Here is an 18,568-nt window from a genome sequence, read left to right as displayed (position 1 = left end):
ATTCTATTAATTAACTTTTTTCATCTTTCCAGGTATGCAATTCCTTCCGCAACGATTTTCACTTCTCCGGAAAGCCACAGGCTTTTGACTTGCCCATCTTGCCAATCTACATCGACACCAAGCGTCCCTCCTGGTTGATTGACTTCCAATGCCAGGGACTTTCCTTTTTGAGCTGCCATTGCAACCCCTAGGGCAGCGGTTCCAGAGCCACAGCCTCTTTCCCAAAGTAGACTGTCTGTTGCCCGAACCCATACCAAAGGTCTCATAAAACACGTTTCTTCATCAAAAAACATTACTCCCAGTGCATCAAACCCTCTATGGTCAAGTTGTTTCTGAACCGCCATGAAAAAAGCTTCCAACTTATCGCCCTTCTTAATCTTTGTCACTACATGGGCTATACCCGGCAGTTCCACCAATACCCCCTCAAAATCCTCTTCTTCAGAGGAAAAATTCATAGAAGATATTTTTTCAGGTAAAGGTAATTGGAGGGTCACCTTCCGCCTGCATTCAGAGTCATCGTTTTCAACATAGCAAGTGATAGGTTCCTTGATTCCACTAGTTTCCAAATAAATTTCATGTCTATTGTTTTCCCTATAATTAAGACCTTCATTTCGAACACTTAAAACCGTTGCCAAGGAAAGTGCTGCATTGGCACAAAATTCACCACCCATCATTTCTAATCTGGCAGTGATTTCTGAATTCTGGCGAACTGGTTTTGTTACAAACCCTACCTGCTCCGCATGAAGATGATTTTCTTTCATTATTTCATTTGCTATTTCAGCTTGGCCAGATGGCTCCACCGAATCCCATACCAGCACTGTCATGTTTTCTGCAGGGCTACATTTATAAAAAGTTAGCTTCACCCTTTCCCCTCCCGTCTTCACTTGTGTTTACGGATGCTTGACCAAACAAGGCAGGCAGCTAAAAGCTACCTGCCTTAAATAACAGTAGATTCTTCATTAGACCGACTATGTTACAAAATTACCGCTCCAATAATCCCAAAAATCATAATGGGAATATTGTAATGCAAGAAAGTTGGAACGCAAGTATCCCAAATATGATCATGCTGTCCGTCAATATTCAGTCCTGCTGTTGGAGCAAGGGTACTATCCGATGCAGGGGAACCAGCATCGCCCAAAGCTGCGGCTGTACCAATCAAAAGAATGGTGGCCTGCGGACTAAATCCAAGGGCTACTGCCATTGGAACATAAATAGCTGCAATAATAGGAATGGTTCCAAAAGAAGTTCCAATACCCATGGTAATAAATAGTCCAATAAGAATCATAACTGTAGCAGCAATAAACTGACTTCCTGAAAGCATCGCTTCTGCGGATTCCACCAATTCAGCCACGCCACCTGTTTCACGAATAACAGACCCGTAACCAGCCGCTACCAACATTACAAAAGCGATAAAACCCATCATACCTATCCCACTGTGGAGCATTTCATCTAGGTCTTTCCACTTAATGGCACCACCAACCAACATGATCGTGATCCCTACCAAGGCACCAATGTGAAGAGAACCAAGAGGACTTACCTGAATTGCTAAAGCTGATATAGCACCCACAAGGGCAACCCAGTGCTTTCCAGTCATTTTCACTTCCATTTCTTCTTCTGGAAGAACTTCACCTTCCTTGGGCTCAATATCCTCATATTCTCTTTCTTTTCGATAAGTAATAAAAGCGGCAACCAAAAGACCAACCAACATGGCTGCACCTGGAATCCACATGACATGCCAGACTGAGCCTTGAGCAATTTCCATCCCATTTTCCGTCATATTATCACTAATTAACCCGTGGAAAATCCATCCATATCCAACTGGTAGTGCAACATAAGGGGCTTTTAACCCGAAGGTTAGTGCAGATGCCACGGCACGTCTGTCGATTTTCAATTTGTTCATTACTTTTACCAATGGCGGAATTAATATAGGCACAAAGGCAATATGTACCGGAATCAGATTCTGTGATAAACAAGCTACGGCTGCTATAATGAGAACCAGAATAATCCCTTTCCCCTTAACCCACTCTACGATTTTCTTAGATAGAATAGTTGCTATTCCAGTTTTGTGAAGCGTCGCGGCTAAGGTCCCTAATAAAATGTAACTGAGGGCTGTACTAGAATTACCTCCCATTCCATCAATCATTACTCCCATAGTCTCCCCCAGGGGCATCCCTGCTAAGACACCTCCTGCTAGAGCTGCTACAATAAGAGACAGCAATACATTCAGCTTTAGCAGACAAAGAACAATCATAATCAATACAGATAATAATACCGGGTTTGTCAACATGTTTGCATCCTCCTTTTTCAACATTTTTGTTTTTCTGATAATTCAGCACAAAATTAATCAATCATTCTATGCCTTTTCTATGCTATCCAGGATTCTAAAGCAACCACTGCTTCAGAACCCTGGCCATAGATTCTTTATAGAAGATTCTCTTCTATTTTACAGTTCTCCCACTTCTTTTTCAACTGCTTTTGCAATTTGTCCACTGGCAACCATAGATGTGCACAATTGTATATCGTCATATAGGACTCGATCTTCTTCCAATGTCGCTAAATGCTGTCTCAAAGTTTCATAGGCTACATGAGTTCCTCTTCCTGGATTCCCTTCTTTATCTAAATCAATGGCTTGGGCTGCCGCCATCAATTCAATTCCAATAACACTTTGTGCGTTGGATAGGATGCTCTGTGCTTTTCTGGCACCAATAGTCCCCATGCTGACATGATCCTCTTGATTAGCCGACGATGGAATTGAATCTACACTGGCAGGATGTGCCAAAACTTTATTTTCAGATACCAAGGCCGCTGCTGAATACTGAGCAATCATTAGGCCTGAATTTAATCCTCCATTACGAGTCAAAAACCCAGGAAGTTCGCTTAACTGAGGGTTAACAAGCCTCTCAATTCTGCGTTCCGATATGTTCGCCAACTCGGCAATGGCAATGCCCAAATAGTCGAAAGCCAGCGCCATGGGTTGACCATGAAAATTCCCGCCGGAAATGGCTTCCTTCTCATCTGCAAAAATGATGGGGTTGTCTGTTACAGAATTGATTTCGATTTCTAGCTTTCCTCTTAGATGTTCCAATGCATCTCGTGAAGCACCATGGACTTGGGGAATGCAACGCAATGTATAGGCATCCTGTACCCTAATCTCTCCTTGTCGCGTTGTTCGTTGGCTTTCTTCTGTGAGCTTCATGACATTCGCTGCACTCTGTAACTGTCCTGCATGAGGTCTTACTTGATGAATTCTCACGTCAAAGGCATCTGTTATTCCACGAAGTGCTTCTAATGTCATGGCTCCTGCAATGTCTGCGGTCTTCATCAGCATCATTGCGTCATAAAAGCATAAAGTGCCTACGGCCGTCATGATTTGTGTCCCATTAATCAAGCCTAGTCCTTCTTTTGATGTAAGTTCAACAGGTACTATGCCCGCTTTTTCCATAGCCTCTTGTCCACTCATCCGTTTTCCCTGATAAAAAGCTTCTCCCATCCCCATCATCACCAAGACCATATGAGAAAGTGGGGCAAGATCACCACTGGCACCCAAGGATCCCTTTTCTGGTATAACTGGGTGAACTCCTTTATTCAACATATCCAACAACGTCTGAATCGTTTCCAATCGAACACCAGAAAATCCTTTTGCTAAGGCGTTTGCTCTTAAAAGCATCGCCGCTCGAGAGGTTTCTTCTGGAAGTGGCTCACCAACACCGCAGGCATGGCTCATAATCAAGTTTTTTTGTAATTGTTTGGCTTCGTCCTTAGAGATCATTACATCACTAAATTTTCCGAAGCCTGTGGTAATTCCGTAAACCACCTTTTCTTCATTCACAAAATCATCCACAATCTTGCGAGATCGATGGATTTTTTCTACAGATTCTTCTGTCAGTGCCACGAATATGTTTTCACGAGCCACCTGAACCACATCTTCAATCCCAAGGTTATTTCCATCAATTCTGATTTCTTTCATTGTTCTACCTCCTCTGATTCTTTCAGCTTTATTCATCTATCATCTCATAATAATTTTTATCTGATCTTACTGTATCAAAAAAACGTCTTCAAATCGTCAATACCGTGAAGACGTTTTCATTTCTATTTCTTTTTTTATTCGCTCTAATACACTTAATTCATAGGGGTTTTTAATCATGTTGGCATACTCTTCTGCTTTTTTTAAAAATTGACTGGTTTTTTTTCTTTCTCCTTTTTCAAATTGAATCAATGCCATATATAGATTTGCAATAGACCGTCTCCAAAAGATTTCATATTCACCAAAGTAATCCAGTGCTTTGCAAAGATATGTTTCTGCTTTTTCGGGTTTTCCCATCTGATAGCTAGCCAGGCCCATCCCAGTGTAGAATACGGCAATAGAGTGGTGTCGCACATCCTTCTGAGAACAGTCGTCTACCGCGTGTTGATACTGTTCTATCGCTAGATCATATTCTTTTCGATTGCGATGCATTTCACCTTTGTAGTAGTGACATGCTGCCACATGGACTACATGTTGTCGATCTTTGGTTTTTATTTCTTCCACAGCTTCTATCGCTTGGTTAAGCACAATTTCTGCTTCGTCAAATCCTTGGCTCATCATAAGATATAATCCCTTCAACCTTAAAAAAAGCGGAATCCGTTCTGAGTAATGATAAGCTTCTGCCAAAGCAACGGCCTGATCAATATTTTTAATCATTACTTCTGGCTTCTGGGTTTGAATTCCGTAATATACAAGCTGTTGATATCCACCGATAGCGTGATCCCAACTCTCTGCTTCCAAAGCTAAGCGAATCATTTTTTCTGTCGTTTGAACCCCTTGCTGATATTCCCCTTCTCTTATCAAGAGTCGACCTTTTAAGTGCAAGAAAGATAGGTGCCAGAAGCGAACTTCTTCTTCCTGCAACTCTTCTAGATCCATGCCCTGCATAATGGCTTCTACTTCTTCAAAGTAACTCATTGTCTCTTCTCTACTCAAAAAAACAGACTGTCTTGGTAAATTACGCAAATGAATGGCACTAGGAAATAGTTCATGATAGTAATCCAAATAACTATTCAAGTATTTCATAATATACTTTAGAGCATGAGAATAGTCGCCACCTTGCTTAAAATGATGAATTAAATCCGTATAGCGAAGCACATCTCCTGTATTATCCCGAAGTTGACTTTCCAACTGGCGTCCTATCCGTTGATGCAGTAAACGTCTTTTCGACTGAGATTGCTGTTCATACACATATTCACGGAATTTTTGATGCGTAAACTCTACACTGGTTTTTTTCCCCTCAATGACTTCTCTTAAAACGCCACGATCTACCAACTCTTGAAGCATATCTGCTACTTCAACCTCATCTGCACTGCTTATCCCTGCTACTTGGCTCACCGATACTCGATGAAAAAAAAGCGAGATGAGTTCCAATAGTTTTCTAGTTTCTTCTGGTATTTCTTGCAACCTACTTTGAAGAATATTCTGGGCTTTTTCAGATAGTTTTTCTGTACTCCCATAAGTTTCCAGTGCGTGCAAGTACTCCGCCACAAAAAATGGATTTCCTAGTGTTTCTTCATATATTTTTTCTCCTATTTTTTTGTCAATTTGTTGAAAGTTTGACTCTTGTTTAATCCATTGAAGGGTTTGTTGGAAACTGAACCGCTGCAATGAAATTCGCGTCACATTATTTTTTTGACTCATAGACGCTGTTAAAGTGGTCATTCGATCTTCATGCCCATCCCGAAGCGTTGTTAAGAATAGAATCGGCAACGTTTTTTCCTGCAAAATCCTACGCATTAACTGTAGGCTAACAGAATCCATCCAGTGCAGGTCTTCAAAAATAAAAAGTAGTTTTTTAGTTTTGGCTACTTTTTTTAGCATTCCCACAACTGCTTCCATCACATTCAATCGTTGACTTTCTTCGAGAATTGATGAATGGAGTCTATCTGTTTTCTTTGTTAACAAAGACTCAAAGATAGGAAACTGTCTTGATATCTGATAAATCCAAGATTCGGGGATTTCAATCTGTTGAGTTTCTATAAGGGTCATGAGCTGAGAAAACACTGGTTGCCACGGTTTTAATACAAAATGTTCTTCTTGCTTATAACAGTTCGCTTCCAAAACCTCTATTTCTAAAGAAGCTTCATTTTCTACAAAAGCCTGAACCAACAAGGTTTTTCCAATTCCCGCTTCGCCACACACCATGATCAACCTTGGTGTTTTATGCCGATAAAATTCATCCATTTGCTCTAAAAGCTGTTGCCATTCTTTTTTTCGACCAAACAATTGAAATTTTTCTTTTCTTGTTTCTTCAGACCCTTGGGGCTGCCGCTGCTTAAATACTTGATTATACAGCTCTTTAGTTTTAGCTTCTGGCTGAATCCCCAGTTCTTCCTTTAGTATGTTGACAGTTTCTTCATATTCTTGTATAGCTTTATGATACTGACCTTTTTTAGTATACGCTTCCATTACTTTCCTTCTAGCTTCTTCATCAAATTCATCTTGACGAATCAAGGCCTTCCCCAACTCTAGAACCCGTTCCAAATCTCCATCGTCTTCTGCCTTTTTTATTCCCTGATGTAACTTTCGCAAATATATTTCTTCACATTCCTGGCGTTTTTCCATCATCCAGTTTTCAAATTCTTCCGCATCCTTAACAGAAAATCCTTTTAGAAAACCTTGTTGATACTCTTTCCATGCATTTTTTCCTTCTGAAAAAAAACTTTCTAAATCTGTATGCCATTGCCACTCTGGATTTAGTATCAACTCTTTTTGATTGGGTGCCAGCACCACTTGTTCGCCTAAGGTTTTCCGAATTTTGTATAGTGCATTCCGCAAATTTTTACGAGCCGTCTCTTCCGGAAAATCTCCCCACAGTAAATGCATCATTTCTGAACGGGACGCTTTTCGATTAACCAGCAAATAATAAAAAGCGGCCTCTGCTTTTCGATAAGGAAGCCTTATGGCTTCGCTATCCAAGGTCATGGATGGTGTTTTCAATAATGTTGCCTTTACTGTTGGCATTCTTTTTTCCTCCTTTCCTCTATAAAGATCGATTCTTTTCATTTCTTTTTATTATATCAAAAATAACCTTTCTGAGCATTATGTTTTGATCTTGTGTTTTTTAGGGTAATAGGATCATATCATGGATTACTCTCAATCCACTGAGATAAGGAGATGAATAGATGAATGTATATGAGTATCAAGCCAAAGAACTGTTAAAACCATACGGCGTCCATGTCTTAAAAGGAGTATTAGTTGAACATATCGACGAAGCGGCTGAAAAAGCATCGACTATAACAACGGATGTTATAATGGTAAAAGCCCAAGTATACGCAGGAGGGCGGGGAAAAGCTGGCGGCGTTAAACTCGCACACAGTCATGAAGAAGCCGTGAAAATTTGTCAGCAAATGCTTGGCATGCAACTGATCACTCCCCAAACTGGAAAAAATGGTGTCCCCGTAAAAAAAGTGTATTTTGAAGAGGGGTGTTCCATCTCCGAAGAATACTATTTGAGTCTAGTCGTGGATCGAAAAAACAAATGTATTTCTCTAATTGCATCAAAAGAAGGCGGCGTAGAAATCGAATCCATTGCTCAAAAGAACCCAGAAGCAATTTTAACCATCCCCATAGATCCTCTTGCTCATCTAAGGGATTATCAAATCCGCCAAGTGCTAGAAATCCTAGATGTCCCTAAGGCAGCTCATCAAAAAATGGAGGCCCATTTAAAGAGTCTATACAGCGCCTTTATAAACATGGACTGCGATATGTTAGAAGTAAACCCCTTAGTCCTAACCCAGTCTCAAGAAATTGTTGTTTTAGATGCGAAAATAAACTTTGATGATAACGCACTCTACCGACAACCCTCCATCAGCCTTTTGAGAGATTCCTCGGAGTCAGATTCAAAAGAGATTCAGGCCGCCGGTCACGGTCTTTCTTATGTGGCCTTGGATGGAACCATCGGATGCCTTGTAAATGGGGCTGGTTTAGCCATGGCCACCATGGATTCCATTTACAGCGAAGGTGGTCAACCTGCCAATTTCTTAGATGTAGGCGGAAGTGCAACGGTAAAAAACGTAACAGAAGCACTTCGGATTATTCTTTCAGACCAAAGTGTTCAGGGGATTTTCATTAATATATTTGGCGGGATTATGCAGTGCGACACCATTGCAAAGGGTATTATCCAAGCTGCCAAGGCTCAACAAATTGATGTTCCTATGGTCGTTCGATTGGAAGGAAACCAAGCCCAGGAAGGGACCGCTATCTTAAAAAATTCCAGCCTAAATATCGCTACGGCTTCAAGTCTGGATGACGGCGCTGCCACCATCGTTAAAATGATTCAAACAGGAGGGGTTGTGTAATGAGCATTTGGGTAACTGAACACACAAAAGTATTGGTCCAAGGGATTACCGGTTCTGCCGCCAAATTGCATACGCGTCAGATGCTGGACTACGGCACAAAAATAGTAGGTGGCATTACACCTGGTAAAGATGGGCAGGAAGTAGAAGGTGTTCCGGTTTATGGATCTGTTCAAAAAGCGGTGGATGCTACCCATGCAGATACATCCGTTATTTATGTGCCGGCGCCCTTTGCAGCTGATGCTATCATCGAAGCAGCCGACGCAGGCATCACCCTAATTCTATGTATTACGGAACACATTCCCGTACAGGATATGATTATGGTTTCCCATTACCTTAAATCCCGTCCAGTTCGACTCATCGGCCCCAATTGCCCTGGCATTATCACTCCAGACGTCTGTAAAATTGGCATTATGCCCGGACATATTCATCAATCAGGTCGTATCGGTGTGGTTTCCCGATCTGGCACCCTTACCTACGAAGCCGTTCACGCTCTGACTACTGCTGGTTACGGCCAATCTACAGCCGTAGGTATTGGTGGCGATCCCATTAGCGGAACCAACTTTATCGATGTCTTAGAGTCTTTTGAGAAAGACAGTCAAACCGACGCCATCATCATGATCGGAGAAATCGGTGGTGATGCAGAAGAAAATGCAGCTCGATGGGCTCAACAACATATGACCAAACCCATTATCGGTTTTGTAAGCGGTATCACAGCACCACCAGGCAAACGAATGGGACATGCAGGCGCCATTGTCTCTGGTTCCAGCGGAACCGCCGAAAGTAAAATCATTGAAATGGAACGCTACGGCATTCGTGTCGCCCGTAGAATCTCTGAAATTGTGCCACTACTGAAACAAGCACTTTAGAAGCATAGAAAAGCCCCATATTATATGGGGCTTTTCTGATAAAAATTTTATTTAAAGGCTTCTTCTACTTTCCATTCTTCCCAAACCTTACCTACTAGGTCTGGTCCTGGTTGCAACACTTGTTTTCCCGGCTTCCATCCAGCTGGGGTTGCTTTGGTTTCCTTAGAATCACGTACTAGCTGGAAGGCTTGAATTTGACGTATGGTTTCAGCAATATTTCTTCCTACTGGAGGTGTCAATACCTCAAATCCCTGAACATTGCCATCTGGATCAATAATAAAGCGACCCCGTGTTTCTACTCCACCTTCTTCATCATAAATACCATACATTTTTCCTATGACACCGCCACCATCGCTTAGCATTGGGAAGGGAACGTCTTTATGAACCATCTTAGAAATTTCATGATCATTCCACATTTTATGAACGAACATGCTATCTACACTACAGGATAATACTTCTACTCCTAGAGCTTGCAACTCATCATGTTTTTCAGCAACTGCTGAAATTTCCGTAGCTCAGACAAAAGTAAAATCTCCTGGATAAAAACAAAGCAGTACCCATTTTCCTTTATACTCTTCTAGATTAATGTTAACAAACTTCCCCTGGTAATAGGCTGGTGCCGCAAATGTCGGGGCTGGTTTTCCGACTTTAATCATTGATTCTTCCTCCTTTGACGTGTCTATGGATGGTTCCGTTTCTATTGCGACGCTTTCCTTCTTCTGTATCGGTGGTCGCTTGCATCCTGGTTTAAAATCTTCTGGCAATTCCTCCACCTCCTATAGGTAATGTGTATATAGTTATTCAGAATCTCTATCCAACATATACCCTTTATTTGCTTTTCAAACACATTAAATGGCAATTTGGTATCATTTACATTTTATACAAGTACCATCTGCACGTCTTATATTCGTATTTTAATTCATATACTTTTTCCAAATCACCGATCATGCTTTGACACCGGTATACAATCATCCGATTTCCAGCCAGTTTCTCTTCCCGATACTCAATGATCCGATCCACTTTAATGACGTGAAGCCCATTATCTCCAAAATTAAGAGGCGATTCCCATCGGTATCGTAACGGCCTTGGACTGCCCTTGGCATCAAAAAAGGCAATCATTTCAATAGGCTGCATCCATATTTTCATCTACTGCTCCTCCTATTTACAAATAACTGGACATCATGGGATACTCAGCTTCCTCCTCCTGAACAATCCCTCCCATAAGGGGCGGAATCGACGAGTTAGAAAAACATCCACGAAAGAGTGAGGTATCCCCAAATCGACAACGAATTTTATCAATGGTTTGATCCAATCGCTTCAATCGATCTGTTTGTTCCTGTAGGAATGACATCTGGCTATAGTCATTCCTACATAAGTCCGAAAGATGAATTCCCATATGTCTCAAGGCTTCCCCTTTCCATGCTTTATCAAAAATTCTACAGGCTTCCTTCCAAATAAGCGTGGTGGAATCAATTGGAATTTCTAAGCTACTTTGTTTTCCATAGGTGAACAATTCTGCCGAACGCAGGGTCACCGAAACCACACGTCCGCTCCGCTCCATATGTCGAATCCTCTTTCCCAGGGTTTCACTAAGGGCCAAAAGAATCTGATGAGCTGTTTTACGATCCACAACATCAAAAGCCAACGTATTAGAATTACCGATACTTTTAATCGGAACTGGTTGTTCTATTACCTGCGAGTTATCCAGTCCATTTGCATATTGCCAAATTAGTACCCCTGGCTTTTTTAACCACTGATGTATTAAGTCTGGATCCGTCCTGGCCAAATCGCCTATGGTTATAATATTATATCGAAAAAGTTTTTTTGCCGTTGCCCTCCCAACAAAAAATAATTCACCCACAGGTAGCGGCCACATTTTTTCAGTTATCTCATGACGGTATAAGGTATGTACTTTGTCAGGTTTTCTAAATTCCGAGGCCATTTTTGCCAAAAGTTTATTGGGTCCAATCCCTATATTCACTGTAAATCCCAATTCTGCTCTGATTCTTCTTCTTATTTGATGGGCTACTTCCATTGCTTGCTTCTGAAAATTTTCCTTGTTGGCAGCAGGTTGCTGATAATGTAGGAAAGATTCGTCAATGGAATATCGTTGGATGATTGGTGAATACTGGCTTAAGATTTTATTCATGGCATCACTACATTGCATATATAAAGCATAGTTTGGTGGCACCACTACCAGCTCAGGACATTTTTGCCTAGCACTAAAAAGCGTTTCTCCCGTTTCTATCTGATGTTTTTTTGCTGGAATCGACTTCGCCAACACAATCCCATGACGGCTAGCCTCATTGCCACCAACCACGGCTGGTATTTCTCGTAAATCCACTTTAGCACCATGCTGTAGTCTATCAACCGCCTCCCAAGATAAGTAAGCACTATTGACGTCTATATGAAAAATCTCGAACATACGATCCTCTCCTATATAAATAGAATACAAGAACATACGTTTTCTGTCAACTCGCTTTTCATTCTAAGGCTTCTCTATGCTATAATAGCAGATGAACCGATCAAAAGCCCTCGCCTCTGAATCTAATAAAAATGATGTTTTCTGGATGATGGATTATAGATCTTACGGGTGAAAAGCTTAAATCGACAGCGAAGGGAGTTTTTAAGAATGAAATATTCCACCAGGGATGGTGAGTTGTTTTATGATGTCATTGGTCCAGAAAAGGCACCAGTTTTGGTTTTTACCCATGGTGCAGGACTAAGTCACCTGATGTTTCAAAAGCAAGTAGAGGCTTTTAAGGATCATTATCGATGCCTGGTATGGGATCTTCCTGGACATGGAAAATCCTATGACTTACAAGAAAATTTCAAGTTTACAGAAATGCCAAAACATATTCTTGGTATGGTAAACAGCATCGGGGCTTCCAAGGCTATTTTAATTGGTCAATCCATGGGAAGCATGATCAGTCAATACACGGCTCATCTTTACCCAAACCAGATCGAGGGCATCGTCAGCGTTGGTGGCTCAAAACTGAAAACAGAACAATTAAGTAGATTTCAACGATTTATGTTCATGCTGATGCCCATGTTTTTTCGAATGGTTCCAGAAAAAAAGTTTTTTTACCGCATTGCTGTTAGCAAAGCTACGACACCAGCAGCACGAACTTTTTACGAAGAATCCTTAACTAAAATGGGACGCAAACAGTTTTTCTTTGTCTGGCGAGGGTTAATGCAAAGTTTCGAGTTAGGGATTGATGCTCCCATTACACATCCATTGCTGATTTGCCATGGTGAACACGATTCCCCAGCAACCCTGCTGACGGAAGCCGAAGAATGGCATGAAGTATCCTCTAACAGCCGCCTTGTTATTATTCCAGGCTCAGGGCACAACGCAAATATGGATGCACCAACCCTTTTTAATCGAGAGTTGGAAACATTTCTAAATCAACTAACCTATAAGCGCGAACTATAAGGAAGGTGTTCCTCATGCTTTTTCAAATCCTTAAACAACCATTTACTCGCCACCGTAAATGGTTCATGGCATCACTCATTATTTTCATGGGATCCTTGTTGCTTTTTAAGACCCTGTCTTTTATCTATTACGAAGAAATCCTTGGATTTTTCAGTCATTTTTTGGATGATCTGGAGGAGCTAGCCGCAGATGTTTTTTCTGGATCTTCTATGTGGCATGGCGCAGGCATTCTCTTTGCCAACAACCTACGCGCCTCCTTAATGATGCTACTAGGTGGTATCCTCCTTGTGTTTCCTATATTTGGACTTATTATAAACGGCGGTCTCGTTGGGGCTGTATCAACACTAATTACCACGGATGGAACCATTAGTCTATTTGGCTTTTACGTCGTCGGAATTCTTCCTCACGGCATTTTCGAAATTCCCGCTATTCTTTTAAGTGGAGCCATCGGTCTAAAAATCTCTGCAGAACTTATTTCACCCCCTCTAGGTCAAACTCGAAAACACCGATTAAAGAAAAATTATCAAGCTGCTCTATGGAGCCTTCCTGTTATTATTTTACTTTTATCCATAGCAGCCATTGTCGAAGTATTTGTAACACCTTGGTTAATGCAGCTTTATCTTTAAGTTTCCATAGCTTACACCATTAAATTTGTCATCCCTAGCCGAATATGGTAAACTATGAAGCGATGTGTCGCAAGCATCATGCGACCAACCTATTTATTAGGAGGTTTCTTATGTTTACCAAAAAATCAATTGTTCTACTGGGTATTCTCGCAGCACTTTTTATGGCTACCATCCCAGCCAATGCATATTCCGAAGGAATCCTTTTGCGCTACGAAATGGAAAATCCTGATGTAATGAAGCTACAGCAAGATCTTCAATCTTTGGGTTTTTTCTCTGTTGATCCTACCGGATACTTTGGTACCATCACTGAATCTTCCGTTAAAAGTTTTCAAAAACAACATGGCTTAACCGCTGATGGTCTCGTTGGTTCCAGTACGATCCAAAAAATCCAGGCTTTAAAAACATCTAAAAACACTCAAGCATCTGTCTCTCGAGGCTCCTCAAGGTCCGAGTCAACCAAAGGATCAGAAGTTCAGATGCTTTCTTGGTTTGACGATGTTAAACCTTTATGGAACCGCGGCGAAAATGCCGTTATCACAGATATTGCTTCTGGACGAAGCTTTAAGGTTCAGCGTACATATGGCCGCAATCATGCCGATGTCGAAACTCTTACCAAAAAAGATACGCGCATCCTAAAGGAAATAGCTGGCGGTAATTGGAGTTGGCAACGCATTCCTGTCATTGTGGAAATACACGGCCACCGCATTGCCGCTTCTATTGCCCCTATGCCTCATGCTGGTATTGACGGACTTCCAACCAATCAGACCGTTCACAATCGAAGTGGCGGCTTCGGAACTGGTACCAACTTAAATGCAATACATGGCAATGGAATGGATGGCCATATGGACATTCATTTTAAAGGTAGTCGTACACACGGCAGCAATACCATTTGTTCAGACCATCAACAGGCCATTCAGAAAGCTTACCAATCTCAATAAGCACTCAAAGGAATATCCTCACAAACAAAGACCCTGCTTTTCTTATGAAGAAAAGCAGGGTCTTTTCGATAAAGTGCTTTATTTTAACTCCACCCGATCAAAGCTTCAAATCCAATAGACACAGCCGCAATACCAGTCCATATTCCAAAATAGGCATTACGAATTTCAACCATTTTTCATAGGGTATTTTAGCAACTTCTCTGGCTCCCAGCAACTTTCAGCATCTTAAAGCAATTTGAATCCATCCATCTCTCAAGAGTCTTAACACTTCAATCCCCAAAACCTAAATGAATCATCTGAATCTTTTTAATCACTGCATGGTATAAGTTTACACCTTCCATCAACACCGTTTCATCAAAATCAAAGCCTTCATTATGGTGTCCTGCTGAAGTAGTTGATCCAAAAAAAAGGTAAGTGGCCTTTCCACCCTGATCCTGAACTTCTTTCATCATCAAGGTGGCATCTTCACTTCCGCCCAAGTACATTGAGGAGAGGACGCTCCCCACCTCCATAAGCTGATTTTCTTTCGCTACCTTTTCCACGATTTCTGCTAATTCATCATCACAAACTGCCGTAATGGCTTCCCCCATTGTTGTAATTGAATATTGGTTATCATACATATGTGCTGCACCTTCTATGACTTTGATCGCCTGTTCATAGACAAAAGCGTTAAGTTCTGATGTTTCCCCTCGCGTTTCAATTTTTAGTATCGCCTTAGAAGGAACCACGTTTCGACCTACACCAGCTTCCATTACTCCCACATTAACTCTAGTAACACCATCACCATGTGACGAAATACCGTGAATATTCAGGGCAGCCGTTGCTGCAGCTAGCAGGGAGTTCTTTCCTTTTTCAGGATCTTTCCCTGCATGAGCTCCTTTCCCAGTAAATTCAACATCTATCTTTGTCGTGGATAAAAACCCTTCTGTTTTCGGAGCTAAGGTGCCTGTCTCCAAGCCAAAGCCTACATGTCCTGCAAAAAAATAATCTACGTCTTTCAGCAAACCCTTATCAACCATTGCTTTAGCTCCTCGTACCCCTTCTTCAGCTGGTTGAAAAATGAGCTTGATCCTACCTCTTAAGTGTTCCCTATCCTTTATCAATACCTCCGCCAAGCCCAAGCCCATAGCTGCATGTCCATCGTGGCCACAAGCATGCATCATTCCTTCATTTAAAGATCGAAATCCTTGTTTTTGGGGACGATGAGCTTCATCGTCCCTTTCTACCCCATCATTGGCATCGATATCAAAGCGTATCCCAATCGTTGGTCCAGGTTTCCCAGTTTCAAGAATTGCCAAGGCACCTGTATACTTCTCCATTCTTTTAATGATTTCTGGGTTTCCGCCCTGTTCAATGGCACGATTAATCTGATGATCAATATCCCTCTCTTCCTCTCTGCCCATGACAGAAGGAATATGCAGGATCCTTTTTCCATATTTCACTTCATATCCCAAAGCCTGCAGAACTTCAACAATTCTTGACGTTGTTCGAAATTCACGCCATCCTGATTCTGCATAGCGATGAAACTCTCTTCGATAGGCAATTACTTTTTCATTTAAAATGAGATCACCCCTCATCTTGTTCTATGCTATGCATAAAAACATCTACCTTCAAAGGATCGTTGCATTAAAGTACAAGTTCTAAACTCCTGATCAGTAATTGCATTCTTGGTTCTATGGAATCTAGTAAAATATATTCACCGGTTCCATGGGATCCACCGCCTACAGGTCCAATAGCATCCACCGTTGTAACTCCTTCTGCCGCTGTAAGACTGCCGTCAGATCCACCTCCTGTAGCAATCCACCTTGTTTCAATTTTTAATTCATCGGCTATTTTCGATATTTTTTCACATAGCTGTATTGTCGCTTGACTGGGATTCATTGGAGGTCTTGTCACACCGCCCCTAATCTCCACTTCAACACCTTTTACAAAGGGATTTTTTTGCATCTCTCGAATAATACTATCAATCCTCTCCGCCTCTTGCACATTTTTAAAGCGAAGGTCTACTTCCGCACTGGCTTTTTCTGCCACTACATTGGCTCCCGTTCCACCAGAAACAACGCCTACATTAACAGTTGTACCTACCTCAAAATCCGTCATTTTGTGAAGTTCCACAATCCACCTACCCATTTCTTCTATGGCACTAATTCCTTTTTCAGGTTCCACTCCTGCATGAACAGCTTTTCCTTTAAAATCAAGAAAGTATCTTCCTACGCCTTTTCTCTCATTTACCATAGAACCATCCGCTCTAGCTGGTTCTAAAACAAAAACACAGGAGGATTGTCTAGCTACTTGTCTAATAAGGGTATTGGAATAACGCGAACTAATTTCTTCATCACTGTTCAAAAGAATACATACAGAAGATTCCCTTAGCTTATCTTCCTTTTGCAATTGCTCCAGGCTGTAATACATTGCCAACAAACTATTTTTCATGTCATTCACACCAGGGCCAAAAGCTTTGTTTCCTTCTATTTTAAAAGGCCATTTTTTTGCTTCTCCTACAGGAAAAACCGTATCCATATGGCCCAGTAGCAAGACATCATAGGGCTCTCCTTTTTCTTTATTAACTATTTTTAGAACAGGACCAACTTCATCGCTAAGGTCTATCTTTTCCACTTTCCAGCCTAATTTTTTGTACTTATCCGAAAAAAAAGACGCTATTTTCTCTGTACCTTCTGGATGTTTGCTTCCACTATCAATGTTAACAAGATATTCCAATTCTTCTAGATACTTTTCAAAATTCATCATGATTGGTTGCCCTCCTGGGATATTTTTTATGAAAAAGGACAAGAGTATTCTCTCGCCCTTTTTTATCAAGCATCCTTCATTCTTCAGTCCGAGGTAGAATCTGACCCCATTCCACTAAAACCCATTTACAAAAATAAGATAAAGTTTGCAATCACGGTGACAAGAAGTGCTCCTGTCATTGGTATCGCCGTTCTTTTCACAACATCTACTGGATTAACATCCGAAACGCCAGAAACAGCTACAATCACCGCCGTAATTGGCGAAACACTTCTGGCTATGCTGGCTGCGAACTGCATAGGAAGCACCATAACCACGGTTGCTATTCCTACCTGAGAAGATACGTCCGGTGCCAAGGCCGCAAAGGCAAAGAAAGGCGCATTGCCGGACCCCATCACAACAGCTGATGCAGCAATAATAGTCGTCATAATAAGAATCATCGGGACTGGTCCAAAACCAGCGTCTTGTGAAGCACTAATGATGGTATCAATAGCACCAATACTTGTAAGTCCACGTGCAAAGGTTTCACCCGCAACAATCAAGGTAACTACACGAGCAAAAGAAGTTCCCATGGCATCAAAGAAAACCATAATACTTCCCAGCACTTTCTCCGCATTTTTGTACCGAACAAACTCAAAAACCATACTTACAAATAAACTAATTAGCATCGCCGTTACAACATGCATATTAATCGTATCAATCACCATGCTACTGAAAGTAAAGATCAAAACCAAAGGAATCAATGGCAAAATTGCATAAATCATCGGCGGCATATCTTCCCCATCAGTATCTTCATGAGCTCTCAATCTTTCTATTTCTACTTTTGCTTCTGATGCTGCCTGAACTGCATCATGGCCTATTTTTTGATCAAATCGTTTTTGCGTAAAGTAATGAAGCACTGCAATGGTGATGGCAACCGCAATGGCTATTGGAATCTGGTATTGTGCAAAATAAACCGCTACATCCAATTCCGCCGTTGCAGCGGCTAAGTTGGAATTTCCAGATGCCGGTCCCAAATCCATACAGGCACTAGTTCCTATCATGGCTGTAGCAGCCAATTTGCTTACACCTAAACTAATCAGCAAGGGATACATGGTAACCATCAGCAAAAGACCAACTCCCGTTGCACTCGGAACAAAAATATTCAATGTTTGCCCTACAATATAACCAAGGGCCAATACCAAGTAAGGCTTGTTCAACTTCTGTAGCGGTTTAATCGTCAGGCCCACCAATGCCTTGCTGGCACCTGTATGATCCATATAACGAGCAAAGCCAGCTACTGCTACAATAATCAGACCAAGGCCTCCCGCTCTATTACTAAAGGTGTTTTTTATAAATTCAAAGATATCAAACCAAATAAATCCAGTACTGGAGTCTTCTGCAACAATTTCACCCGTTCCCAAAACAATGGCTAAACTCATTAACACCATTCCACCAAGCATCAATACAGGCTGTGGCTTATACTTTTTTAAGATCATTCTCGCTACAAATCCGGTGACCACTAACGCAATAATAACACCAAACATCTAATATCCTCCTTTAAACTTTAATATATTTTTCACAATCTTCCTTGATCCCTTGCCTCCTTTTTTCAAAAAAATAGTTATACATTCATTTCTTTTATATATG

The 18,568-nt window shown here is 41.3% G+C and carries 15 protein-coding genes; 5 read left to right on the top strand and 10 right to left on the bottom strand.

Translation table 11 applies throughout. The annotated features are described in order from the left end of the window. Positions 1–20 precede the first annotated feature (20 nt). From ACZ47N_RS10070 to ACZ47N_RS10055, 4 genes are all read right to left on the bottom strand, one after another. The gene (locus ACZ47N_RS10070) at positions 21–863 is read right to left on the bottom strand and encodes a hypothetical protein (protein ID WP_464886423.1); all 843 of its coding nucleotides are present in this window, start codon (positions 861–863) and stop codon (positions 21–23) included. 110 nt (positions 864–973) lie between these two features. Further along, entirely contained in the window at positions 974–2,287 is a 1,314-nt protein-coding gene (locus ACZ47N_RS10065) for a Na+/H+ antiporter family protein (protein ID WP_464886422.1), read from the bottom strand. Positions 2,288–2,443: 156 nt separating this feature from the next. After that, the gene (gene hutH, locus ACZ47N_RS10060) at positions 2,444–3,967 is read right to left on the bottom strand and encodes a histidine ammonia-lyase (RefSeq protein WP_464886421.1); all 1,524 of its coding nucleotides are present in this window, start codon (positions 3,965–3,967) and stop codon (positions 2,444–2,446) included. Between the two features lie 96 nt (positions 3,968–4,063). Beyond that, entirely contained in the window at positions 4,064–6,991 is a 2,928-nt protein-coding gene (locus ACZ47N_RS10055; RefSeq protein WP_464886420.1) for an AAA family ATPase, read from the bottom strand. A 161-nt stretch (positions 6,992–7,152) separates the two neighbouring features. On the opposite strand from ACZ47N_RS10055, the gene sucC reads away from it, so the two are divergent. Both sucC and sucD read left to right on the top strand, forming a co-directional pair. Then, positions 7,153–8,328, top strand: coding sequence for an ADP-forming succinate--CoA ligase subunit beta (gene sucC, locus ACZ47N_RS10050; protein ID WP_464886419.1), 1,176 nt, complete (start codon positions 7,153–7,155; stop codon positions 8,326–8,328). Beyond that, positions 8,328–9,194 carry a succinate--CoA ligase subunit alpha gene (gene sucD, locus ACZ47N_RS10045; RefSeq protein ID WP_464886418.1) on the top strand — a complete coding sequence of 289 codons (867 nt, stop codon included), beginning with the start codon at positions 8,328–8,330 and terminating at the stop codon, positions 9,192–9,194. The genes sucC and sucD overlap by 1 nt, the downstream gene beginning before the upstream one ends. Positions 9,195–9,241: 47 nt before the next feature. On the opposite strand, the gene prxU is transcribed toward sucD, so the two are convergent. The 3 genes from prxU to ACZ47N_RS10030 form a co-directional block, all read right to left on the bottom strand. Next, positions 9,242–9,958 carry a thioredoxin-dependent peroxiredoxin gene (gene prxU / locus ACZ47N_RS10040; RefSeq protein WP_464886417.1) on the bottom strand — a complete coding sequence of 239 codons (717 nt, stop codon included), beginning with the start codon at positions 9,956–9,958 and terminating at the stop codon, positions 9,242–9,244. Positions 9,959–10,064: 106 nt separating this feature from the next. Further along, on the bottom strand, positions 10,065–10,340 hold the full coding sequence (locus ACZ47N_RS10035) for a hypothetical protein (protein WP_464886416.1): 276 nt from the start codon (positions 10,338–10,340) through the stop codon (positions 10,065–10,067). Between the two features lie 16 nt (positions 10,341–10,356). After that, on the bottom strand, positions 10,357–11,619 hold the full coding sequence (locus ACZ47N_RS10030) for a DNA polymerase Y family protein (RefSeq protein WP_464886415.1): 1,263 nt from the start codon (positions 11,617–11,619) through the stop codon (positions 10,357–10,359). A 207-nt stretch (positions 11,620–11,826) separates the two neighbouring features. Here ACZ47N_RS10030 and ACZ47N_RS10025 point away from each other — a divergent pair, with 207 nt between their 5' ends. The 3 genes from ACZ47N_RS10025 to ACZ47N_RS10015 all read left to right on the top strand — a co-directional run bounded on the left by ACZ47N_RS10025 (position 11,827) and on the right by ACZ47N_RS10015 (position 14,194). Next, entirely contained in the window at positions 11,827–12,630 is an 804-nt protein-coding gene (locus ACZ47N_RS10025; protein ID WP_464886414.1) for an alpha/beta fold hydrolase, read from the top strand. Between the two features lie 14 nt (positions 12,631–12,644). Beyond that, on the top strand, positions 12,645–13,256 hold the full coding sequence (locus ACZ47N_RS10020) for a stage II sporulation protein M (RefSeq protein ID WP_464886413.1): 612 nt from the start codon (positions 12,645–12,647) through the stop codon (positions 13,254–13,256). 110 nt (positions 13,257–13,366) lie between these two features. Further along, complete coding sequence (locus ACZ47N_RS10015; RefSeq protein WP_464886412.1) at positions 13,367–14,194, top strand: peptidoglycan-binding domain-containing protein; 828 nt, start codon at positions 13,367–13,369, stop codon at positions 14,192–14,194. A 269-nt stretch (positions 14,195–14,463) separates the two neighbouring features. Here the strand turns inward: ACZ47N_RS10015 and ACZ47N_RS10010 are convergent, their stop codons facing one another. The 3 genes from ACZ47N_RS10010 to dcuC form a co-directional block, all read right to left on the bottom strand. Beyond that, a complete protein-coding gene (locus ACZ47N_RS10010; protein ID WP_464886411.1) occupies positions 14,464–15,771 on the bottom strand; it encodes an amidohydrolase in 1,308 nt (435 codons plus the stop codon). Between the two features lie 49 nt (positions 15,772–15,820). Next, on the bottom strand, positions 15,821–16,942 hold the full coding sequence (locus ACZ47N_RS10005) for a M20 family metallopeptidase (RefSeq protein WP_464886410.1): 1,122 nt from the start codon (positions 16,940–16,942) through the stop codon (positions 15,821–15,823). Positions 16,943–17,067: 125 nt separating this feature from the next. Beyond that, the gene (dcuC, locus tag ACZ47N_RS10000) at positions 17,068–18,465 is read right to left on the bottom strand and encodes a C4-dicarboxylate transporter DcuC (protein WP_464886409.1); all 1,398 of its coding nucleotides are present in this window, start codon (positions 18,463–18,465) and stop codon (positions 17,068–17,070) included. Between the last annotated feature and the right edge of the window lie 103 nt (positions 18,466–18,568).

It is taken from the genome of Tindallia texcoconensis (genome assembly GCF_055383815.1).
The sequence above is the reverse complement of the archived record's forward strand: the minus strand, read 5'-3'. Positions and strand labels throughout refer to the sequence as shown.